Here is a 21,055-nt window from a genome sequence, read left to right as displayed (position 1 = left end):
CCGTTAAACTTGTTCAACGTCAATTCTAGCTGATGGCGCAGGCATTGATTTGATCTGGATCATCAGGAACGAAGAATAGAGAGCGCTTCCTGCGCGATGACCTGTTCCTCGTCGGTCGCAATGACATGCGCCGTTATGCGGCTTGCGGGTGTCGTGATTGTGAAGCCGTTGGCGGCATTCGCCTTTTCATCGACGGCAAGGCCGAGCCAGCTCAAGCGCTGGAGGACTGCTGCGCGGATCTGCGGCTGATGCTCGCCGATGCCGGCCGTGAAGACGATGGCGTCGAGCCCGCCGAGCGTCACCGACATGCGACCGATCTCGCCTGCGATACGCAATGTGAAAAGGTCGAGCGCCTCCTGGGCTTCTGCACGGCTATCCTCGAGAAGATTGCGGGTATCGGCATCGATGCCTGAGACACCGAGCAGGCCGGAGCGATGGTAGAGCAGATCTTCCACCTGATCGGCGGACTGCTTCTTTTGCTGCAGCAGGTGCAGGATCACGCCGGGATCGAGCCAGCCGGGCCTTGTGGCCATGGGAATGCCGTCGAGCGTGGAAAAGCCCATGCTGCAATCGCGACTGATGCCCTTTTCAAGAGCGCAGAGGCTTGCGCCGCTACCGAGATGGGCGGCGACGATTTTCGTTTTATTCGACAGCCTGCGGCCTACGTCCCCAGCGATGAATTTGTAGGAAAGGCCATGAAAGCCGTAGCGTTTGATGCCCTCGTCATGAAGCGCGCGGGGGATGGCGAAGCGGCGGACGAGATCGGCCTGCGTTGCATGAAAGGCGGTATCGAAGGAAGCCGTCTGGGCAAGCTGTGGCTTCAGGTGTTTCAGGGCGCGGATGAAGCGAAGCGCTTGCGGCTGGTGAAGGGGTGCGAGCGGCGTGAGCGCGTCGATCGCCGCGATTGCGGCATGATCGAGCGCGGTTGCCGCGGTAAAACGGTCGCCGCCATGGACGACGCGGTGGCCTGCAGCGCGGACGTCGCCGATATCGAAATGCTCCGAGAGCAGTTTGAACGTTTCGTCGATGACGGCGTGCAGATCGTCGGTAAGCTCCGCCTTCAGCGGCGTATCAAATGTCTGCGGACCTTCCGTCAGCTTGAAGGCGAGCGGTTTGGAGCGGAAGTCGATCACGCTCTTGCCGATGCGGCGCACCTTCGCATCCTCGATTGCGAAGATGCCGATCTTGACCGTCGACGAGCCGGCATTGAAGGTCAGAAGAAGGTCGTTCGACGGCATTTGCTTGTTGCTCCCCGGCAAGCGTGACGATGACGAACTTAGCGTCATCGTGCCGGGTGGGAAGTCTCTTGCACCCCGGCAGGCAATTTTTGGTTGCTGATTTCGGTCTGGGGCCGGTATGGCGCGCGAATGGCCGCGTCATGAGAGCTTCACGCTAGGGATTTATTAACAAATGGCAATTTTGCAAATGGAACAAGGAACTATGCCATGGCCGACATTGCCCCCAGCCATAGCGACGCTTCCCATCCGCTGCATCATTCGAACTCCGCCGGCAAGTGGTTCCTTCCGGTGTTCGGGCTCGTTGTGGTCTGCGGTCTCGGATATGTCGGCTATGCCCTCGCCCGTGATTTGACCGCCGCAGTTGCTGTTCCCTGGCTGCTTCTCGGCCTTGCGCTGCTGATCGCGCTCGGCTTCGAGTTCGTCAACGGTTTCCATGATACGGCCAATGCCGTGGCGACCGTTATCTATACGCGCTCCATGCCGGCGGAATTTGCCGTCATCTGGTCGGGCTTCTTCAATTTTCTCGGTGTCCTGACATCGACGGGCGCCGTCGCCTTCGGCATCCTGGCCTTGTTGCCGGTCGAGCTCATCCTGCAAGTCGGCTCCGGCTCGGGCCTGGCCATGGTCTTCGCTCTTTTGATCGCAGCGATCGTCTGGAATCTTGGTACTTGGTACCTTGGTCTGCCGTCATCGAGCTCGCATACGCTGGTCGGCTCGATCATCGGTGTCGGTCTCGCCAACCAGTTCCTGGCGCCGGCGGGCTCGGCCACCAGCGGTGTGGACTGGTCGCAGGCAACCAACATTGGCCTATCGCTCCTGATCTCGCCAATCATCGGTTTCGGCCTTTCCGCCATCCTGCTCGTCGTTATGAAGTTCCTGGTGCGCAAACCCGAGCTCTATCAGGAGCCGAAGGGCAACCAGCCGCCGCCGTTGTGGATCCGCGCCATCCTGATCTTCACCTGCACGGGCGTCAGCTTCGCCCACGGCTCGAATGATGGCCAGAAGGGCATGGGTCTCATCATGCTCATCCTGATCGGTCTGGTGCCGACCGCCTTCGCGCTGAACCGCACGCCTGACGTCAATTATCTCGAAGCCTACAAGTCGGCTTCGGCGCAGGTGGAAACCGCACTCGGCAAATATGTGAAGCCGGGCGTGACCGTCACCGACTACAAGGCTGAAGTCAGCAATGCCGTCAAGAACAAGGTCTGGACGGATGCGACCACGCCGGCGCTGCAGCAGTATATCCATCAGACGAGCGCCGAAGTCGCCGCTTTCCCGACATTGGAAGCCGTTCCGACCAATCTCGTCAGCAACGTCCGCAACGACATCTACCTGATCGGCGAGGCGCTGAAGCTCATCGACAAGAAGAAGCTGCTGCCGATGGACGCCAGTGATCTCAAGGCCGTCACCGGCTATCATGCGGCGGTGGACAATGCGACGAAGTTCATTCCGTTGTGGGTGAAGGTCGCAGTTGCGCTGGCGCTCGGCCTCGGCACGATGGTTGGCTGGAAGCGCATCGTCGTGACGGTTGGTGAGAAGATCGGCAAAACGCACCTGACCTATGGCCAGGGTGCCGCCGCGGAAGTCGTCGCCATGGTGACAATCGCCTCGGCCGACCATCTCGGCCTACCGGTTTCGACCACGCATGTTCTGTCGTCTGGTGTGGCGGGCACGATGGCTGCGAACGGCTCGGGCCTGCAATGGTCCACCGTGCGCAACATGCTCATGGCCTGGGTGCTAACGCTGCCGGCCTCGATCGCGATCGCCTTCCTGCTGTTCGTGATCCTGCGGCAGGTCTTCTAGTGTAAAGCATTTCCGTTTTTCTTCGAAACACGGAAATGCTTTATCTCTTTGTTTTCACGCAATTCCGGACGCAAAACCGCTTCACACTTTTGCTGGAATTGCTTTATTCAGGCCGTAGAGGCCAGACTGGTATTCTGACTTTCGACGAAGATGCCCGCCTCCGCGGCGGGCATCGCCTTGCCGAAGAGATAGCCCTGACCGATGTCGCAGCCAAGCTGCAGCAGATAGGCGAGCTGGGCGTGCTCCTCGACGCCTTCAGCCGTCGTCTTGATGTTGAGGCTTCTTCCGAGAGCGAGCATCGCGCGGACGATCTTTTCCTGCTTCTCGTCCTCCCGGCAGGTGGCGATGAAACTCTTGTCGATCTTGATTTTGTCGAAGCGATAACGGGCGAGCTGAGCAAGGCTCGAATAGCCCGTGCCGAAATCATCGAGCGCGATCTGTACGCCCGCCTTATGCAACTCATCGAGAATATGGGCTGCGATCGCCGGGTCCTGGACCAGCGCGTTTTCGGTGATTTCAACTTCCAGCCGCCTGGCGGGCAGGCGGCTTGCGGCGAGCACTTTGAAGATGCGCGAGGGAAGGAGTTTATCCTCCATCTGCACAGGCGACACGTTGAAGGAAAGCCTTACATCGTCAGGCCAGGCGAGGGCATCGCTGCAGGCCTGGGTGAGAAGGTTTTCGAACAGTTCAGTGATCATGCCGGTTTCTTCGGCGATGCCGATGAAGACCGGAGGCGGAATATTCATGCCGTCTTCGTCGGTCCATCGGGCCAGTGCCTCGAAGCCGCAGAGCCTGCCGCTCCTGAGATCGATCAGCGGCTGATAGTAGGTCTTGATCGCCTTGTTCTGAATGGCGCCGCGCAGCTTGGTCTCGAGCGATGCGCGTTCCGTCACCTTGTCCTGCATGGACGGTTCGAAAATCAGTTGATGATTGGGTCCGCGCGATTTCGCCTCGTACATGGCAAGGTCGGCGCGGTGAGCGGCATCCTCCAGCGGTTCTGCGCCTTCGCTCCAGCGGTCGTAGCCCACGCTGGCGCCGACCTCGACGGCAAAGCCGTCGATCAGGATGGGGCGGGTGACCGCCTGGATGAGCACTTTGGCAAACCATTCCTCCCGCGCCGGGGTCATGCCGAGGGCGATGATGATGAATTCATCCCCGCCGAAACGGTAGACGCAGTCGGCATTGCCCAACGCGCAGATGCGCTTGGCCACTTCCACCAGCAGAACGTCGCCGCCCTTATGGCCGACGAGGTCGTTGACTTTCTTGAAGCCGTCGAGATCGACGGAGAAGATCGTGACGTTGCTCTTTGCCTCTTCGGGGATATTGCCCCCCTTATCGGCGGGCTTGGGCAGGATTTTGCGTTCGAAGGCGTAGCGGTTCGGAAGCTTGGTCAGATGGTCGTGGGTGGCGGTCCAGTCGGCGCGTGCTTGGGCGGCGTCGCGAAGCTGCATCTCCTTACGAAGATCGGCAATGCGCAACACGGAATAGATGAAACTCATCGCGCCGGCGATGCCGAGGGCCAGCACGAACTTATCGGCGCCGTAGTTCTCGAAGCTGCTCATGAAGGAGACGAGCCAGCTATCGACATCCAGCAGGGTGGCTGAAATCCACAGCGCTGCACCGAGCGCCATGATCGACAGACATTGCCTTCCTGCCCTGCTCCTGAAGAATTCCGGCATGAGCTTCTCCATCTCCACCCGGGGCGGAAATATCATGAAAGTCTGAAATGTTTATTGAAACCTGAAGGCGAATTGTTGGAGATCATGCCACGCATTCGGTAGCACATTCATCGGAAACGATCACGCCTTTCGTACTGCGCAGCTTTTCCATATGGTGTGCGGAACACCGAATTTTGCCGGTGATCTGAAACCTTTGGCCGCCTGCTGCTTTATGCTTCGCAACGGATGCAGGCAGATGTCTCTCTTCTATTTCAAGACCATAGACAATGACGGCACAGTTCCGGGCGATCTGCCGTTCGAATTTCCCGACCTTTTCGCCGCCGTGGAAGAGGCAAAGCATGTTCTGGCCGAAATGGCGCTCGACGGTTTGCCGCAATGGCCGGGCGGATCGCTGGGCATAGAAGTGCAGAACGGTGATCGCTCTCCGATCGTACGGCTGCGTCTGGAGCTTAAAGTAGATTACATCCGGCCGCCCTGAGCGGAACCAATGTTGCGTCCAAGCCGTTTTCCGGAACCATTCACGAGAGAGGACAATCTCATGCAACTTGTCGGCACTCAGGTTATCCCCGCCTATGGCGGCAAAGGTGGTTTCACGGTCGAGTTCGTGGGCGACGGCGGTGAAGTCGTCTCCGTGCAGATTAAGAGCGACCGTGGCCAGCAATTGAACCGACTGAACGCGGTCGAAAAGGCGAGGGAAGTGATGAGCCGTTTTGCCACGGCGGAAATTCGCGACGACGATGATGATGATCGCACCAGCGTGATGCGGACAGCCCGTGCGGCGGGTGACAGGGGAACGATGGAAGAGCAGCTCGACGAAGGGCTGGAAGGCACCTTCCCCGCCAGCGATCCAGTCTCGGTCACCAACACTGCAATCCCCAAGGGCAGCAAGCACTGATCTGCCCTTTCATGGCCGCACTGCCAGATCGTACCGGCGAAGTAAGCCGTGATCGCTATTTTCTTGTTCTTTTGAATCGAACCTGCCGGATATGTCGGGTATCGATATTCTTGAGAGGATCAAGGGCAACACCACGCGTCTGCCCGTTGTGATCCTGGCGACGACCGACGACGAGCGTGAGATTCAGCGCTGCTATCATCTAGGCGCTAATGTCTACATCACCAGGCCGATCGATTACGAGAATTTCGCTCACGCGATCCGCCAACTCGGCTTGTTCTTCGCAGTGATCCAGATCCCGCAATAGATCGGCAAAGAGAAAGGCGAGCAGCCGCAGCACGCTCGCCTTTGACGTACTCTGACAGTTCAGGCGACGTTGATCAGCAATGGCAGGCTGATCATGACGCCGACGAGAACGGCGACAACAGTTGCGATACGCACGATGCGAATGCGCCGCGTGCGCTCCCCACTCCAGTCATAGGTCATTTTTCGTCTCCTCGGGGAAGGACGTAGAGCCCGGAATCCCGGGTTCAATATGTATGACTGCGTTTGCTTGTGTAAGGCTGGACTAATTTACGAGGACTATTCAGAAACGCAGCGACCAGCGGCGGCCGTCATGCGTCATGCGCACCATACCGAGCGGCTGGACATCGATGGTCCAGAAAGATGCGGGCGGTGCTTTCAGCACATCCAGGATCGCGGCGCGGATGACGGCTGCGTGAGTGACCGCCACGACATGGCCGCCGAGCGGCATCTCCTCGTTCATCCAGCCGGCGATGCGTTTGCAAAGCTGTTGCAGGCTCTCGCCCTCATGCGGGGCAGCTTCGGGATCGGACATCCAGAGAGCAAGGTTTTCCGGCTCTTCGGAATGAAGGCTGATGAGCGGTTTGCCGGTCCAGCGTCCGTAGTCGCAATCCCTGAGCGAGGGGGCAAGGGTCGCGTCGAAGCCCAGCATTTCGGCGGTCTGCCGGGCGCGCAGTGCCGGGCTTGCGAAAACCCTGTCCGCCCGTCCTGGTGCTGGCAGCGCGGTGTCGCTCAGTGACTTTTCCTCCAGCGGCTCATCTGCGGGAAAGGAAGCCGTGCGATTTGCCGCCGTGGCGCCGTGATTTATCCATGTGAGGCGAGTGGTCACGTCTGTCGCACCCTCCGGAGATAGGGCGGGATGGCCGCCGCCCGCTTATGAAGTTTCGTTGACAGTGTCTTTGACGAGCAGATATAAACGTGACGTTGCGGGTTTGGAAGCCGGTGAAAGTCCGGCGCGGTCGCGCCACTGTGACCAGCGTGTCGAAAATCTTCGCGTTGGAAGTCAGACCCTACTGCACGCAAGATCTTCGACTGAACGCGTCATTCCAGGAGGAATACATGTCTGACACCACTTTTGCGCCCGTCGCGTCACCCGCCCCAATTCCTGTAGGCCAGATTCTGCCGTGGGCGATCTTCGGTGGCCTGCTGATGCTGATTGCCATCTATTTCGTCGGCACCGAAGAAGGCGCGATGGCGCTCTTCAACGGCATGTATGTGCACGAATTCGTGCATGACGGCCGCCACCTCCTCGGCTTCCCCTGCCACTAAGGGAGTGCCTCACATGGTTGGAAACCTTCTGCTTCGCGGCATGATCGCGGGCCTGATTGCTGGCATCCTGGTTTTTGCCTTTGCACGCGTCTTCGGCGAGCCGCTGGTCGATGCGGCGATTGCCTTTGAAGAGGCGACGTCGCGGGCGGCCGGTGCGGCAGCCGAACCGGAAATTGTCAGCCGTGCCACGCAGGCGGGCCTGGGGCTCTTTACCGGCGTCATGGCCTATAGCGTTGCCGTCGGCGGGCTGTTCGCGCTCGTCTTCGCCTTCGTGCATGGTCGCTTCAGCAGCCTTTCGGTACGCGGCACTTCGGCCGTCATCGCTGTTGCCGCGTTCGTCGCCATCGTCATCGTTCCGGCGATCAAATATCCGGCCAATCCGCCGGCGGTCGGCAACCCGGATACGATCGGCGTGCGCACCGAGCTGTTCTTCCTGATGATCGTTGTTTCGCTTGCCTCGCTGGTTGCAGCCATTGCGATCGCCCGCCGGCTGGCAGCGAATTTCGGCATCTGGAATGCGGCGATCATCGCGGGCGTTCTCTTCGTCGTCTTCATCGGCATAGTGGAATATCTGCTGCCGCCGATCAATGAAGTGCCGGAGAATTTCTCTGCCATGGTGCTGTGGCGCTTCCGCACGACATCGCTCGCCATGCATGTGATCCTCTGGTCGGTGCTCGGCCTCGCCTTCGGGGCTCTGGCGGAAAAGCGCCTCGGCGTGAAGAGCGGGTTTCGTCCAGCCTATCGATAGGGTAGCAGGAGAGGGGGCTTTAACAGCTCCCTCTTTCCTCATGAGCCCATCAGCTCGTGACTAGCCACATCGGGACTTCGATCGTCTTATGAAAAACGCGTTGCAAGCCATTTGTTTTGGCCTTGTCCTGCTCCTTGCCGGAAGCGCGCTCGCGCATAGCCGCAGCGGCGAGAGCAGTCATGCCGGTCTACCAGTTCCTGAAATCTCGCATGGCGAGATGGCGGTCATTTCCGACTACCGCAGCCGCATCATGGATCTCGCCTCGACAGCAGCGGATACCAACGAGCCGTTTCGACGCGTGCTGAACTATGCCGAAATCCAGTATTCCTACTGTCTCTGGGGCCGGATGCCCGGCAGCGTGACGGATGAGCAAAGCCCGTTCAACGAATGCGCCCATGCCTATCTCGCCGCGACCAAGGCAGTGCTGCTCGCCATGCGCGACATGCCGCAGGAGGCCATGGCGGCCGGTGAAATCGCATCGGCTGTCGATGTCGATATGGTCAGGCGGGGGCTCTCGCTGGTGACCTGCCGGTTCAGTGGTGAGGGGTTCAACACCGCCGATGTCGTGCGCCCGCGCTGGAGCGAAATTCCGCTGCATCCGGCGAGCATGGCCTCGCTGACCGGATTTGCAGCGATTCTCGCCGCAGGGTTCTTTGTTCTCAGGCGGCTTCTTCGGATTCAGTCCTGGGAATAGCGCTGCTCGCGCCACGGATCACCATACATATGGTAGCCGTTCTTTTCCCAGAAGCCGGCCTTGTCGGCTGGCAGCAGATCGATGCGGCGCAGCCATTTGGCGCTTTTCCAGAAATAGAGATGCGGTACGACGAGGCGCATCGGTCCGCCATGATCGCGGGTGAGCGGCAGGCCTTCCCACGAGGTAGCGAGAATGGCGTCTTCGGCGGCGAAATCGGAAAGCGGCAGATTGGTCGTGTAGCCGTCATAGCTTGTCAGCACGACGTAACCCGCTTCCGCTTTCGGCATGGCGAGATCAAGCAGGTCGCGGGTCGAAACACCCTTCCACTTGTTGTCGTAGCGCGACCACGTCGTCACGCAATGAATGTCGCTGACCATGGCGCTCTGTTCCAGCGCCTGAAAAGCTGCCCAATTGAGATCCAATGGTGTTTCGACGAGGCCTCGAACTTCCAGCTTCCAGCTGTCGATAGAAATGATCGGCTGCTGGCCGAGGTCGAGCACCGGCCAGTTCTTGACAAGATGCTGGCCCGGCGGCAGGCGCTCGGTTTCCGGGCGGCTGATGCGGCCGGTCAGGAACTTTCCTTCGGCGGCCCAGCGGCGTTTGGATGTCGTGAGCTTGCTGTCTTCGGGGATCTGGTCGTCGCTCATGGCGGTCTCCTTGCGGTGCAGCAATCAGACATCCGCGCCTGACAGGTGTCAAGTTTCGGCGCCTCTTGGAAATCTCCATCGCGCTCATTACACTTGATGCCGTCGGGTTATGCCTCCACGGGGAGCGGAGGCGGAAAGGGAGGAGCGAGACTCTGTCTTCGCGCTATCGTGTCATTGCGGCGCTTTGCGCCGCACCCTTGCTGATTTTCGCTTTCTTCCATTATGGGAGCGCGGTCGCCACGCGCGCCTATATGGGCGAGGCTTCGGCTCAGGCCGGCACGGCGCTGAGACTCGCCGTCTCGGCGCTCAGCGGCCATCTCAGCCGCTATGAGGCGCTGCCGGCGCTGATTGCCGATCATGACGATATCAAGGAACTGGTGAGCCGGCCGGACGATCGGTCGCTTCGGGATGGCGCTAATCTCTACCTCAAGGAAATCAACGGGCTGCTGAAATCTTCCGACATCTACGTCGTGCAGCCCGATGGCGAGACGATCGCTGCCAGCAACTTTGACGGACCGGGTAGTTTCGTCGGCGAGAACTTCAGCTACCGCCCCTATTTCCAGGAGGCCATTGCCGGGCACCATGCACGCTTTTATGCGCTCGGAACGACTTCGTTGAAGCGCGGCTACTATTTCTCCTCGCCAATCTGGGTGGATGGAGAGATCCGCGGTGTCATCGTCTTTAAGGTCGATATCGATGTAATCGAATCCTCGTGGAGCGGCGGCGAATACCGCATCTTCGTCTCCGATCCCGAGGGTATCATCTTCATGTCCGACAGTCCCGACTGGCTCTACGGGGCTGTTCTGCCGCTGAGTTCGGATCGGATGGCGCGCACCGAGGCATCGCGACGTTATGCCAATGCGAAGCTCGTCGAACTGCCGGTCATCCGTCATCGCTTCGAAGACCATGACCTGATGACGCTCGCCGGCGATCGCGGGCAAAGCGAATATCTTGTGTTCTCGCACTATATGCCGGCCGAGGACTGGACGGTGAACGTGCTGATGGACACGAGTTCCATCCGGGCGCAGGCCCGGACCGCGCTGGTCGTCGTCTTCCTCATTCTCTGTATTGCCGCTTTGACATTTGCCATTCTACGGCAGCGACGGTTGCGGCTTGCCGAGCGCCTGCAGTTGCAGGCGGAGGCGCGGAACGAGCTGGAGCGGCGGGTTGATGAGCGCACGGCCGATCTTGCCCGCGTCAACAGCCGGATCGAGGAGGAGATTGCCGAGCGGCGCCTCACCGAGCAGCAGCTGCGCCAGACGCAAGCCGATCTCATCCAGGCGGGCAAGCTTGCCGGTCTCGGCCAGATGTCGGCAGCCCTTTCGCATGAGTTCAACCAGCCGCTTGCCGCCGCCAAGACCTATACGGACAGCGCCTCTGTCCTGCTGGAGCGCGGCCGTACGGCCGAAGCGCAGGACAACATCCAGCGCATCGGCGGGCTGATAGATCGCATGGCTTCCATCAGTCGGCACCTGCGCAATTTCGCGCGCAAGCCCAATGAGAAGCTCGGTCCTGTGCCGCTCGACGAGGCGATCCGCGATACGCTGGAGATTGTCGCCTGGCGGCTCAAGGCTGCGGATGCTGATCTCCGGCTGCATCTTGGGGTGCGGCCCCCGGTGGTCAAGGCGGGCTCGGTGCGACTGCAGCAGGTGCTGGTCAATGTGATCTCGAATGCGGCTGATGCCGTCGAGGGGCTGGAGGACCGGCGCATCGAGGTTTCGGCGTCCGAAGAGACCTGCAGGGTAATCCTGACCGTGCGTGATCATGGCCCTGGTGTGCCGGCGGCGATTGCCGAGCGCATTTTTGATCCCTTCTTCACCACTAAAGGGGTGGGCAAGGGACTCGGCCTTGGACTTTCCATCTCCTATAACATCATCAAGGATTTCGGCGGCAATCTGACTGTCTCCAACCATCCGGAGGGTGGGGCCGTGTTCCGTATCGAGCTTTCCGCGGCAGCTGGCATGATGCCGGAGGCGGCGGAATGAACGAACAGAAGATATTGCTCGTCGATGACGAAGAGGAACTGCGCCGCTCGACCGCTCAGGCGCTGGAACTGTCCGGCTTCAGCGTCGAGACCTTTTCCAATGCCGACCACGTGCTGGAACTGATCGGCTATAGCTTTCCCGGTGTCGTCGTCACCGATATCCGCATGCCGGGCATGGACGGCATGACGCTGATGCAGAAGATCCGTGAACTCGATATTGAAGTGCCCGTTATTCTCGTCACCGGCCATGGGGATGTGCAACTCGCCGTCAAGGCGATGCGCGAGGGTGCCTATGACTTCATCGAGAAGCCGTTCACGCCGCAGATGCTCGCCGGCGTCATCCGTCGCGCCATGGAACGGCGTAGCCTCGTGCTGGAAAACCGGCTGCTGAAGGCCGTTGCCGGCAAGCGTGACGATATCGAAGCGCGGCTTCCGGGACGCACGCAGATCATGGTCGATCTGCGCTACCGCATCCGTGCGATCGGAGCGAGCGATGCCGATACGCTTGTGGTCGGTGATACCGGTGCCGGCAAGGAGGTGGTGGCGCGGGCGCTGCACGATATCAGCGCGCGGGCAAGCCGGCCCTTCATCGCCATCAATTGCGCAGCACTTCCGGCAAATCTGATCGAGAGCGAGCTTTTCGGGCATGAGGCCGGCGCTTTTCCTGGGGCCGTGCGGCCGCGTTACGGCAAGTTCGAGCATGGGCGGGGCGGCACCATCCTGCTCGACGAGATCGGCTCCATGCCGTTCGATCTGCAGGCGAAGTTCCTGCGGGTGCTGCAGGAGAGAATGATTTCCCGCCTCGGATCGAATGAGACCGTACCGCTCGACGTGCGGTTCATCGCCACGAGCAAGGTCGATCTGGAAGCGGAAGTCGCCGGTGGCCGATTCCGCGCCGACCTCCTCTACCGCCTGAACGTCGCGACCATTCACGTGCCGTCACTCTCACAGCGCCGGGCCGATGTTCCGCTGCTCTTCATGCAACTCGTCAGGGAGGCTGCCGCGCGTTACGGCAAGGACGACATGGCCGTGCCGCCGGATGTGATTTCCGACATCGCGCAGCGCGACTGGCCGGGCAATGTCCGCGAATTGCGCAATGCGGCCGACCGCTTCGTACTCGGTCTCGATGGTGGCGGCCGGCAGACAGAGGTCGCGGGGCTTGCCGAGCGCGTCGCGGAATTCGAACGTGGCGTGATTGCGAGCGCGCTTGTCGCCCATAGCGGCAGTCTGAAGCCGGTCTATGAATCGCTTGGCATCTCTCGTAAGACGCTTTACGAGAAAATGCAGAAATACGGTCTCGACAAGAAGCTGCTGGCCAATGACATGGCCGGTGAGATGCGCCGCGAGCTTTGATCCCCCTTTCGAATTTGATCGTGATCGCGCTGTTTGCGGGTCTTCGTCGATTCATATCTTGACAGGCAACTATTTGGTTGCCTATAAAATCGCGATAGGCAACCAAATGGTTCCGTATTTAGCATGGATGAAGATGCGGTTTTTCGAGCTCTGGCGGATGGCAGCCGGCGACGCCTGCTGGATCGCCTGCATGCGCGCAACGGCCAAACGCTCGGCGAATTGTGTGAAGGGCTGGAGATGACGCGTCAGGCGGTGACGAAGCATCTCGGCATTCTCGAAGAAGCGAACCTCGTCTCCACGCGCCGGCAGGGGCGCGAAAAGCTGCATTACATCAATCCGGTTCCGATCAACGAGATCGCGGACCGGTGGATCAGCAAATTCGAGCGCCGCGCATTAGAGGCGCTCTCCGATCTCAAGAAGAGCCTCGAGGGCAGCAAAGACGAATGAATCGTTCCACCTGCCGGCGAGGGTGTGACCAAGCCTTGGCCAAAAGGGAGTATCATCATGGCTGGCAGCGCATTCAACTACGTCACCTATATCCGCACCACGCCGGAACAGCTCTGGTTGGCGCTTACGACGACGGAATTCATGAAGAAATTCTGGCTCGGAGTGCAGTTCGAAACCGATTGGAAAGTCGGCTCCGCCTGGCAGATGCGCTATTCCGACGGAACCGTTACCGATACGGGTGAAATCCTCGAATTTGATCCACCCAGGCGACTTGTCCTCAAGTGGCATAATGAGTTCAGGCCGGAGCTCAAGGCTGAGGGGGTTTCTCGATGCGTGATTGAGCTTGAACAGGTCGGCGAGGCGGTCAAGCTGACGCTGACGCATTCGATGCCGGTCGAGGGCTCCAAGTTCATCGGCGCCGTCTCCGGCGGGTGGCCGCAAATTCTTTCCAACCTCAAATCGCTGCTGGAAACGGGTGAGGTTGTTCTGCCGCCCAATCGGTGAAGGACAAGTGATGGGTGGATTTCCACCCATCACTTTAACCATTTGTTTCCAAATCGACCCATGCTGCGGCGCACTCTCGCAAAATCGTCATTCCTCTCCTCGCGTCGCGATTGCGGCTGTCAGTCCCTGGCCTGCAAATGGGCCATCCAAGCCGGTGCGGAGGATGCGCCGGCGGGACGACCCATTTTCATCAGGGAGGAAAACGATGAAAATCCTGAAGGCCATGCTCGGCGTGACCGCCGCCGCTGCCGTTTCACTGCTCGCCCATTCTGCTTTGGCTCAGACCTATCCCGAGCGCACCATCACCATGGTCGTGCCTTTCGCCGCCGGCGGCCCGACTGATACTGTTGCTCGCCTCGTCGCGGAATCCATGTCGAAGGATCTCGGCCAGCAGATCGTCGTCGAAAATGTTGGCGGTGCCGGCGGCACGCTCGGTGCCGGCCGCGTCGCCGATGCTGATCCGGATGGCTACACGATCCTGTTGCACCATATCGGCATGGCGACCAGCGCCACGCTTTACCGCAAGCTCGCCTATGACACGCTGAACGCCTTCGAATATGTCGGTCTCGTCACCGATGTCCCGATGACGATCGTTGCCCGCAAGGATTTCGAACCGGCCGATCTGAAGGGCCTGATCGACTATGTGAAGGCGAACAAGGACAAGGTCACCGTCGCCAATGCCGGTATCGGTGCGGCTTCCCACCTCTGCGGCATGATGTTCATGAGCGCCATCCAGACGCCGCTGACGACCGTTCCCTACAAGGGAACCGGCCCGGCCATGACTGACCTTCTCGGCGGCCAGGTCGATATCATGTGCGACCAGACGACCAATACGACGAAGCAGATCAAGGGCGGTACGATCAAGGCCTATGCCGTGACATCGCCGGCCCGCCTCGATGTGCTCAAGGATATTCCGACGGCGGTCGAAGCCGGCCTGCCGGGTTTCCAAGTCGGTATCTGGCACGGCATCTACACGCCGAAGAGCACGCCGGCCGAAATCAATGAGCGCCTGTCGAAGGCGCTGCAGGTCGCACTAAAGGACCCGAATGTTGGCGCCCGCTTTGCCGAACTTGGCACCGCTCCCTCGTCGGAAGCTGATGCGACGCCGGCGGCGCTGAAGGCGAAGCTCGAGAGCGAAATCACCCGCTGGAAGTCCGTCATCGAAGCTGCCGGCGAATACGCGGACTGAGCCTGGCTGCCGCCTCGCCACCCTCCTCCCAATCGGGAGGAGGGTGTTTGCGCAGCCTCGTATCCGTCGCGACGCTTCATCTCCAACCCCAGGAGACATCATGAAATCTCTCAGTTTCGACACCACCAATGTCATCTGCGGCGCCTTGCTTGCCGCGACCGGCGCCTTCTTTGCCTATCAGTCGCTCAACCTCGATATCGGTACGGCGTTGCGCATGGGACCCGGGTATTTTCCACTGGTCCTGTCCGGCATCCTCGTCCTGCTCGGCCTCATCATTCTCGTGCAGGCGGTGCGGGTTCAGGGTGAGCCGATTGATCCCTTCGCCTGGCGCGGCATGCTCTTCATCCTGCCCGCACCGGTCTTTTTCGGATTGACTGTGCGCGGGCTCGGTTTTGCGCCGGCGATCTTCCTGACGGCCTTCATCGCTTGCTTTGCATCCAGTCGCATGAATGTGCTGTTCGCGCTGGTTCTTTCGCTGCTGCTGACGGTCTTTTCGGTTGGGGTCTTCAGCTACGCGCTCGGGCTGCCGTTCGAGCGTTTTGGCCCCTGGGTCCGGTTCTAGGAGGCGGGTATGGAACTCTTCAGCAATCTCGCACTCGGTTTCTATACGGCGGCAAGCCCGGAAAACCTGTTCTTCTGCCTTATCGGCGTGCTGCTCGGCACGCTGATCGGCGTGCTGCCTGGCATCGGCGCGACGGCAACAATCGCCATGCTTCTGCCGATCACCTTCCAGCTTGAGCCGGTCTCCTCGCTCATCATGCTCGCCGGCATCTATTACGGCGCGCAATATGGCGGTTCGACGACGGCAATCCTCATCAATATGCCGGGTGAATCTTCCTCGGCCGTGACGGCCATTGACGGCTATCAGATGGCGCGGAAGGGCAGGGCGGGTGCTGCGCTCGCAATTGCCGCGCTCGGCTCCTTCTTCGCCGGCACGGTATCGACCTTCCTCGTGGCTGTCTTTGCTCCGCCACTGACGGCGATTGCACTGCAGTTTGGTTCGGCCGAATATTTCTCGCTGATGATCGTCGGCCTCGTATCCTCGATCGCACTGGCGCATGGCTCGGTCGTCAAGGCGCTGGCGATGGTGGCGCTGGGGCTGCTGCTCGGTCTTGTGGGCACGGACATCTATACCGGCACGCCACGCTTCACGCTCGGCATCCGCGAATATGCCGACGGGCTGAATTTCGTGGCGCTTGCAGTCGGCGTCTTCGGCATTGCGGAAATCCTGCGCAATCTGGAAGGCGAGAAGACGCGCACAGTGTTGATGGCAAAAGTCTCGGGGCTGTTGCCATCGAAGGAGGAATTCAAGGAGATGATCGCGCCGATTATTCGCGGCACGGTCATCGGCTCGGCGCTCGGTATCCTGCCAGGCGGCGGCGCGATCCTCGCCTCCTTTGCATCCTATACGGTGGAAAAGCGCGTCTCCAAGAAGCCGGAGGAATTCGGACATGGTGCGGTTGCCGGCGTCGCCGGGCCGGAATCGGCCAATAATGCCGGTGCGCAGACCTCCTTCATTCCGCTGCTGACGCTCGGCATTCCTGCAAACCCGGTCATGGCGCTGATGGTCGGCGCGATGATCATCCAGGGCATCGTGCCGGGGCCGAACGTGGCAACGGAGCAGCCGGCGCTTTTCTGGGGCATCATTGCCTCCATGTGGATCGGCAACCTGATGCTCGTCATCCTCAATCTGCCGCTGATCGGCTTGTGGGTGAAGCTGCTGACGGTGCCTTACTATGTGCTTTTCCCCGTCATCATGGCCTTCTGCTCGATCGGGGTCTACAGCGTCAATTCCAACGTCTACGACCTCTACGCCGTCGCTTTCTTCGGCCTCATCGGCTATGTGCTGGCAAAGCTCCGTTGCGAGCCGGCGCCGCTGCTGCTCGGGTTCGTGCTCGGACCGTTGCTGGAGGAAAACCTGCGACGGGCCATGATCCTGTCGCGCGGCGATGCGACGACCTTCGTCACACGGCCGATCAGCGCCATCCTGCTGACGATTGCCGTGGCGGTGCTGATCATCGTCTTCCTGCCGAGCGTCAAGCGCAAGCGCGAAGAGGTCTTCGTCGAAGAGGCCTAAGGGCTTGCACTCCCGGCCTGTTTGTTGAAGAAAGAACGATCTGATGCGGGCGTCGTCGGGCGCCCGTTTTCGTTTTACAGGATATCCAGGCTCATGAGCATTCCCGCCCGGATCAGCAACGATCTGCCCTTTCTAACCTCTCTCCGTCGCGACCTGCATGCCCATCCCGAACTCGGCTTCGAGGAGGAGCGTACCAGCAATATCGTCGCGAAACTTCTGGAAGAGGCGGGTATCCAGGTGCACCGCGGCCTTGGCGGCACCGGTGTTGTCGGAACGCTGCAGATCGGCAATGGTACGCGCAAGATCGGGCTGAGGGCAGATATGGACGCGCTCGCCATGCCGGAAACGGCGGATCGCCCTTACAAGTCGACTGTGCCGGGCAAGATGCATGCTTGCGGCCATGACGGGCATACGACGATGCTATTAGGCGCGGCACGCTATCTGGCTGAAACACGTGGTTTTTCCGGCACTGTGCATTTCATCTTCCAGCCGGCCGAAGAGGGCCGTGGCGGTGCAAAGCGCATGGTGGAGGAGGGGCTGTTCAAACTCTTTCCCTGCGATGCCGTCTATGGGTTGCACAATATGCCCGGGCTTGCCGTGGATGAGATCGCGGTCGTCGAGGGGCCGCAGCTTGCTTCTTCGGATAGCTGGCGGATCACCTTCCGGGGTGTTGGTACGCATGGCGCAAAGCCGCATCTCGGCCGCGATCCCATCACAGCTGCCGCCACCTTCCTTTCGTCTCTGCAAACGATCGTCGGGCGCGTCGTCGATCCCCTTCAGCCGGCAGTCGTCAGCGCCTGTTCACTCCAGGCCGGCAATCCGAAGGCATTGAACGTCATCCCCGATATCGTCGAGATCGGCGGAACGGCGCGGGCCTATTCGCCTGAGGTGCGCGACCAGCTTGAAGCCGAAATCGGCCGCCTGGCACAGGGAGCCGCCGTCATGTTCGGCATTTCGGTAGATTATGAATTCGAACGCCGCATTCCACCCGTCGTCAATGACGCGGATGCGGCTGCGCGGGCGCTGGGTGCCGCACGGGCGGTGTTTGGTGAAAAGGCGCGTATGGGCTTTCCGCCGTCGACCGCCGGCGACGATTTCGCCTTCTTCGGGCAAAATGCGCCTGGCTGTTATGTCTGGCTTGGCAACGGCCCGGCCGTCGATGGAGCGCTGCATCATAATACAGCCTACGACTTCAATGATGAGGCGCTCGGATATGGAGCGGCCTATTGGGTGGCGCTGGTGGAGCGGGAGCTCAAGGCTGAGGCGTAAGCCGCCTCAAAACGTTTCCAGTATGGGGCTTTCCAACACCTTGCCGGTAATGACGTCGGCAATGCCGCGGTCGGTCTGATGTGGGCCGATATTGCAGGCAAGTGTCGCGCCGAAGCAGGCTTTGAAGACCAGATAGGGCGGTTTCCAGTCGACGATCTTTTCCATTGCCTTGCGGATGGCAGCAAAGCCATCGGCGGTTTCCTGCAGGGATGCATCCGTCACGAGGCCGGAGAGTGGCAGGGGCAGCAGGGCTTCGATGCGCCCATCCTTTGCCACGGCCATGCCACCGCCGGCGTCGATGACGGCATTGGCTGCAAGCGCCATATCACTGATATTTCCTCCGAACACAGTGAGGTTGTGGCTGTCATGTGAAACCGTGGTGCAGAAGGCGCCGCGCCACTCACCCCAGCCGGTCAGGAAGCCGATGCGCGGCTTGCCATCCGCCAGTCCATGGCGATGTGCAACCGCTATCATGGCGCTGCCAGCCGGCGGTACGACGAAGCCGTCGCGGATATCCGCTTCGGTTGCTCCCCACTGGGTGAAGCGTGGACGGTCGATTGTTGCGAGGTGCACCTTCGTGCCGTTGGCGGGAATGCGGAAATCGTCTTCGGCAAGCGGTGCGAGCTTGACCGATTGCATGAGCGGCCCGGCGTCGAACGACGGAAGGCGATCGCTGACCATGCCATTTTCGGCGATTAGTCGGCCGTTGGCGATGACGGCGCGGGTCTTGAATTCGCTCATGTCCTCGAACAGCACGAGATCGGCGCGGCGTCCGGCGGCGATGAGCCCGAGGTCGGAACGCTTCAGGCGTTGCGCGGCGTTGAAGGTAGCGGCGCGCAATGCCCATTCCGGGCGCATGCCGTAGCGCACGAGGCGACGCACGACGTCGTCGAGGCCGCCATTCTGATAAAGTTCATCGGGGAAGACATCATCCGTGCAGAGCGTGACGGTCGGCGGAAGGTGGCCGATGCCGTTCAATGCATCGACAAATTCCTTCAGCAGATGATCGTGCGAGCCGCGCAGCTCGATCGTCATTCCGGCCGCCAGCTTCTGCAGCAAATCGGCGCCCGAGGTAAGCTCGTGATCGGAGGTGATGCCAGCGGCCATGAAGGCGTTGAGATCGGTACCCTCCAGTCCGCGGGCATGGCCGCAGACGAGCTTGCCGGAGGTGAGGCCGGCATTGACGATATCGGTCATGCGCGGATCGCCATCGATGACGCCGCGCATGTTCATGACTTCCGCCACGCCACCGATCGCCGGCGAGCGCAGCAGCTCGGCGATGACACTGGCGTCGAAATCCGCACCGGCGAGTTCCAGACCAGGGGCGGAAGGAACGCAGGAGGGGGCAAGCAGGATCGTGCGCAGCGGCAGATTGCGCGAGGCTTCGATTGCCCAGCGTACGCCATCGAGACCATGGACATTGCCGAATTCGTGCGGATCCCAGACGATCGTTGTCACGCCGCGAGGCAACACGGCTTCAGCATATTCAGCCGGCGTCACCATCGAGCTTTCAATATGCATGTGTGTATCGATGAGGCCGGGAGAGACGATGCTACCGGCTGCGTCAATTACCTTGGCAGCGTCCGTGCGGCTCGACGATGCGTGAACACTCGCAATCATCGCACCAACGAGGCCAATATCGGCCTCGCGGATCAGGCCTGTGACGGCATCGAGAATGCGGCCGCCGGTCACAAGCACATCGAAGGGAGCATCGCCGCGGGCGGCGGCAACAGCGCGGGCGCGTAAGGCGGGCTCGTTGAGATCGGCGGGTTCCTGGCGCGGAGTTGCAGTCATTTGCGGGCCTCGTTGACCAGGGCGGCGAGAATGATGACACGCACCATGTCGGCATCGATGTCGGCGGCGAACTGTGCATTGAACGTTGCGTGAGTGGCGCGGGTTTCAACGACCGTGCGCCCGCGCGTATGCTGCCCCTGCAATTCCACGTCGATGCGGGCTGGGCGGAAGCTCACCACTTGCGGAGCGACGAAGGCGACGGCAGCCGAAGGATCATAGATCGCCATGGCCGGGCGACCGCGGCTGGTGCCAATGCGGATATAACCGGAGAACATATCGGCGATCAGCTCAGCGTTGGCGCCACCGGCAGCGCGGACTGGATCGGCATCTTCGGGCTTTGCAACAACCTTGCGGCAGAGATCGAGATCGACCATGCGGAGTGGCAGCTCGTGGGCGATGACGATCGCCAGCGCTTCCGGGTCGGCGAGTGCGTTGAATTCTGCGGAGGCCGTATGGTTGCCGGAGGTGACACCGCCGCCCATCCAGACGAGCTCGGTGATGCGGGCGGCAAGATCGGGCCGGGCGAGCGCGAGTGCGGCGATATTCGTCAGCGGTCCAAGCGCCAGAATGCGGTGCGGGCCTTCCAGCTCCAGCCAACGGCAAAGCGCGACGAAGGCATCGCTATCAGGCAGGATCGGGGCCGGCGGCAGATGTCTACCGGTCGTCGGAATGCCGCTTTCGCCGAGGATCGCCTGAGCAGTCTCTAGATTGGCGAGGACGGGCATGTCGCGGCCGGTATGGATCGGAAATTTCCAGCCGAAGGCCTTGGCAGCGCCTGCCGCATTGGTGCGCACCTGCGGCAGCGGTGCATTGCCGAAAACCAGCGAGACGCCGTCGATGTCGAGTTCTGCGCTCGTCACCACCATGATGGCGGCGATATCGTCGAACCCCATGTCTGTGTCGATCCAGACGCCCATGATCTCACCCGAAACGCTTGAGGCTTGCGGAAACTGCGACCGGCAGGTCGAAGGAGATCATACTGCCGAGTTCGTGTTGCGGCAGGGCGGCGTCGACTTCCGCTTTGATAGGGCCAAGCGCGCTGTCCAGCAGATATTCGCGGCTGTTGCCGGCGAAAGACGTGCCACGCACGGTGCCCTGGAAAGGGCCAGAACCAAGCATCACCGCACGCGGCCGCCAGGCCAGACCCGCCGCACCGTCAGGGGCT

General features: G+C 60.8%; 19 protein-coding genes, 3 pseudogenes and 1 riboswitch. Of the genes and pseudogenes, 15 read left to right on the top strand and 7 right to left on the bottom strand.

The annotated features are described in order from the left end of the window. Positions 1-62: 62 nt before the first annotated feature. A complete protein-coding gene (locus PMI11_RS34795) occupies positions 63-1,238 on the bottom strand; it encodes an acetate/propionate family kinase (protein ID WP_007826996.1) in 1,176 nt (391 codons plus the stop codon). A 207-nt stretch (positions 1,239-1,445) separates the two neighbouring features. Between PMI11_RS34795 and PMI11_RS34790 the strand changes: the two genes are divergently transcribed. Next, a complete protein-coding gene (locus tag PMI11_RS34790; protein ID WP_007826989.1) occupies positions 1,446-3,041 on the top strand; it encodes an inorganic phosphate transporter in 1,596 nt (531 codons plus the stop codon). A gap of 107 nt (positions 3,042-3,148) precedes the next feature. Here PMI11_RS34790 and PMI11_RS34785 read toward each other — a convergent pair whose 3' ends face one another. After that, positions 3,149-4,720, bottom strand: coding sequence for a putative bifunctional diguanylate cyclase/phosphodiesterase (locus PMI11_RS34785; protein WP_007826987.1), 1,572 nt, complete (start codon positions 4,718-4,720; stop codon positions 3,149-3,151). A gap of 235 nt (positions 4,721-4,955) precedes the next feature. Between PMI11_RS34785 and PMI11_RS34780 the strand changes: the two genes are divergently transcribed. The 3 genes and pseudogenes from PMI11_RS34780 to PMI11_RS34770 form a co-directional block, all read left to right on the top strand. Then, positions 4,956-5,198, top strand: coding sequence for a DUF6894 family protein (locus PMI11_RS34780; RefSeq protein WP_007826985.1), 243 nt, complete (start codon positions 4,956-4,958; stop codon positions 5,196-5,198). Positions 5,199-5,258: 60 nt separating this feature from the next. Beyond that, positions 5,259-5,615, top strand: a complete 357-nt coding sequence (locus tag PMI11_RS34775; RefSeq protein ID WP_007826983.1) for a hypothetical protein — start codon at positions 5,259-5,261, stop codon at positions 5,613-5,615. A gap of 26 nt (positions 5,616-5,641) precedes the next feature. Beyond that, a pseudogene (locus PMI11_RS34770) lies at positions 5,642-5,919 on the top strand (response regulator); the annotation flags it as partial. A gap of 279 nt (positions 5,920-6,198) precedes the next feature. On the opposite strand, the gene PMI11_RS34765 reads toward PMI11_RS34770, so the two are convergent. After that, a complete protein-coding gene (locus tag PMI11_RS34765) occupies positions 6,199-6,744 on the bottom strand; it encodes a histidine phosphatase family protein (RefSeq protein WP_007826978.1) in 546 nt (181 codons plus the stop codon). 105 nt (positions 6,745-6,849) lie between these two features. Continuing rightward, a riboswitch (cobalamin riboswitch) is annotated at positions 6,850-6,924 on the top strand. 50 nt (positions 6,925-6,974) lie between these two features. Between PMI11_RS34765 and PMI11_RS34760 the strand changes: the two genes are divergently transcribed. The 3 genes from PMI11_RS34760 (at position 6,975) to PMI11_RS34750 (ending at position 8,626) form a co-directional block, all read left to right on the top strand. Beyond that, positions 6,975-7,184: a CbtB domain-containing protein gene (locus PMI11_RS34760; protein ID WP_007826976.1), complete on the top strand. Its 210-nt coding sequence runs from the start codon at positions 6,975-6,977 to the stop codon at positions 7,182-7,184. A gap of 13 nt (positions 7,185-7,197) precedes the next feature. Further along, entirely contained in the window at positions 7,198-7,932 is a 735-nt protein-coding gene (locus tag PMI11_RS34755) for a CbtA family protein (protein ID WP_007826975.1), read from the top strand. 100 nt (positions 7,933-8,032) lie between these two features. Continuing rightward, positions 8,033-8,626 (top strand): hypothetical protein, encoded by a 594-nt coding sequence (locus PMI11_RS34750; protein WP_244430756.1) that lies wholly within the window; start codon positions 8,033-8,035, stop codon positions 8,624-8,626. On the opposite strand, the gene PMI11_RS34745 is transcribed toward PMI11_RS34750, so the two are convergent. Further along, entirely contained in the window at positions 8,611-9,273 is a 663-nt protein-coding gene (locus PMI11_RS34745) for a sulfite oxidase-like oxidoreductase (RefSeq protein ID WP_007826973.1), read from the bottom strand. The two genes, PMI11_RS34750 and PMI11_RS34745, sit on opposite strands and share 16 nt — an antisense overlap. A gap of 109 nt (positions 9,274-9,382) precedes the next feature. Between PMI11_RS34745 and PMI11_RS34740 the strand changes: the two are divergent. From PMI11_RS34740 to PMI11_RS34705, 8 genes and pseudogenes are all read left to right on the top strand, one after another. After that, positions 9,383-11,258, top strand: a pseudogene (locus tag PMI11_RS34740) (sensor histidine kinase). After that, positions 11,255-12,610, top strand: coding sequence for a sigma-54-dependent transcriptional regulator (locus PMI11_RS34735; protein ID WP_007826971.1), 1,356 nt, complete (start codon positions 11,255-11,257; stop codon positions 12,608-12,610). Before PMI11_RS34740 ends, PMI11_RS34735 begins: the two are co-directional and overlap by 4 nt. 123 nt (positions 12,611-12,733) lie before the next feature. Further along, positions 12,734-13,057 (top strand): ArsR/SmtB family transcription factor, encoded by a 324-nt coding sequence (locus PMI11_RS34730; RefSeq protein ID WP_037072691.1) that lies wholly within the window; start codon positions 12,734-12,736, stop codon positions 13,055-13,057. A gap of 57 nt (positions 13,058-13,114) precedes the next feature. Then, positions 13,115-13,561 (top strand): SRPBCC family protein, encoded by a 447-nt coding sequence (locus PMI11_RS34725; protein ID WP_007826968.1) that lies wholly within the window; start codon positions 13,115-13,117, stop codon positions 13,559-13,561. Positions 13,562-13,766: 205 nt separating this feature from the next. Next, the gene (locus tag PMI11_RS34720; RefSeq protein WP_007826967.1) at positions 13,767-14,750 is read left to right on the top strand and encodes a tripartite tricarboxylate transporter substrate-binding protein; all 984 of its coding nucleotides are present in this window, start codon (positions 13,767-13,769) and stop codon (positions 14,748-14,750) included. Between the two features lie 100 nt (positions 14,751-14,850). Beyond that, positions 14,851-15,312, top strand: a complete 462-nt coding sequence (locus PMI11_RS34715; RefSeq protein WP_007826966.1) for a tripartite tricarboxylate transporter TctB family protein — start codon at positions 14,851-14,853, stop codon at positions 15,310-15,312. A gap of 9 nt (positions 15,313-15,321) precedes the next feature. Further along, positions 15,322-16,827, top strand: coding sequence for a tripartite tricarboxylate transporter permease (locus tag PMI11_RS34710; RefSeq protein WP_007826965.1), 1,506 nt, complete (start codon positions 15,322-15,324; stop codon positions 16,825-16,827). A gap of 93 nt (positions 16,828-16,920) precedes the next feature. Next, positions 16,921-18,096, top strand: a complete 1,176-nt coding sequence (locus PMI11_RS34705; protein ID WP_007826964.1) for a M20 aminoacylase family protein — start codon at positions 16,921-16,923, stop codon at positions 18,094-18,096. 6 nt (positions 18,097-18,102) lie between these two features. Here PMI11_RS34705 and PMI11_RS34700 read toward each other — a convergent pair whose 3' ends face one another. The 3 genes and pseudogenes from PMI11_RS34700 to PMI11_RS34690 all read right to left on the bottom strand — a co-directional run. Beyond that, positions 18,103-19,890 (bottom strand): adenine deaminase, encoded by a 1,788-nt coding sequence (locus PMI11_RS34700; RefSeq protein ID WP_007826963.1) that lies wholly within the window; start codon positions 19,888-19,890, stop codon positions 18,103-18,105. Next, positions 19,887-20,807 (bottom strand): nucleoside hydrolase, encoded by a 921-nt coding sequence (locus PMI11_RS34695; RefSeq protein WP_007826962.1) that lies wholly within the window; start codon positions 20,805-20,807, stop codon positions 19,887-19,889. Before PMI11_RS34695 ends, PMI11_RS34700 begins: the two co-directional genes overlap by 4 nt. Before the next feature lie 4 nt (positions 20,808-20,811). After that, positions 20,812-21,055 (bottom strand): annotated as a pseudogene (locus tag PMI11_RS34690) (ABC transporter ATP-binding protein); the annotation flags it as partial.

Origin of the sequence: Rhizobium sp. CF142 (assembly GCF_000281145.1) — a bacterium.
Classification (GTDB): domain Bacteria; phylum Pseudomonadota; class Alphaproteobacteria; order Rhizobiales; family Rhizobiaceae; genus Rhizobium.
Note: the sequence above shows the minus strand (reverse complement) of the source record. Positions and strands in the feature narration are given on the sequence as shown.

Excerpts from the sequence above, each read along its gene's own strand:
- PMI11_RS34695 (WP_007826962.1), bottom strand. The coding sequence starts at position 20,807 with ATGGGCGTCTGGATCGACACAGACATGGGGTTCGACGATATCGCCGCC.
- PMI11_RS34760 (WP_007826976.1), top strand. The coding sequence starts at position 6,975 with ATGTCTGACACCACTTTTGCGCCCGTCGCGTCACCCGCCCCAATTCCT.
- PMI11_RS34705 (WP_007826964.1), top strand. The coding sequence starts at position 16,921 with ATGAGCATTCCCGCCCGGATCAGCAACGATCTGCCCTTTCTAACCTCT.
- PMI11_RS34785 (WP_007826987.1), bottom strand. The coding sequence starts at position 4,720 with ATGCCGGAATTCTTCAGGAGCAGGGCAGGAAGGCAATGTCTGTCGATC.
- PMI11_RS34720 (WP_007826967.1), top strand. The coding sequence starts at position 13,767 with ATGAAAATCCTGAAGGCCATGCTCGGCGTGACCGCCGCCGCTGCCGTT.
- PMI11_RS34710 (WP_007826965.1), top strand. The coding sequence starts at position 15,322 with ATGGAACTCTTCAGCAATCTCGCACTCGGTTTCTATACGGCGGCAAGC.
- PMI11_RS34745 (WP_007826973.1), bottom strand. The coding sequence starts at position 9,273 with ATGAGCGACGACCAGATCCCCGAAGACAGCAAGCTCACGACATCCAAA.
- PMI11_RS34795 (WP_007826996.1), bottom strand. The coding sequence starts at position 1,238 with ATGCCGTCGAACGACCTTCTTCTGACCTTCAATGCCGGCTCGTCGACG.
- PMI11_RS34775 (WP_007826983.1), top strand. The coding sequence starts at position 5,259 with ATGCAACTTGTCGGCACTCAGGTTATCCCCGCCTATGGCGGCAAAGGT.
- PMI11_RS34735 (WP_007826971.1), top strand. The coding sequence starts at position 11,255 with ATGAACGAACAGAAGATATTGCTCGTCGATGACGAAGAGGAACTGCGC.
- PMI11_RS34715 (WP_007826966.1), top strand. The coding sequence starts at position 14,851 with ATGAAATCTCTCAGTTTCGACACCACCAATGTCATCTGCGGCGCCTTG.
- PMI11_RS34700 (WP_007826963.1), bottom strand. The coding sequence starts at position 19,890 with ATGACTGCAACTCCGCGCCAGGAACCCGCCGATCTCAACGAGCCCGCC.
- PMI11_RS34730 (WP_037072691.1), top strand. The coding sequence starts at position 12,734 with ATGGATGAAGATGCGGTTTTTCGAGCTCTGGCGGATGGCAGCCGGCGA.
- PMI11_RS34790 (WP_007826989.1), top strand. The coding sequence starts at position 1,446 with ATGGCCGACATTGCCCCCAGCCATAGCGACGCTTCCCATCCGCTGCAT.
- PMI11_RS34780 (WP_007826985.1), top strand. The coding sequence starts at position 4,956 with ATGTCTCTCTTCTATTTCAAGACCATAGACAATGACGGCACAGTTCCG.
- PMI11_RS34755 (WP_007826975.1), top strand. The coding sequence starts at position 7,198 with ATGGTTGGAAACCTTCTGCTTCGCGGCATGATCGCGGGCCTGATTGCT.
- PMI11_RS34725 (WP_007826968.1), top strand. The coding sequence starts at position 13,115 with ATGGCTGGCAGCGCATTCAACTACGTCACCTATATCCGCACCACGCCG.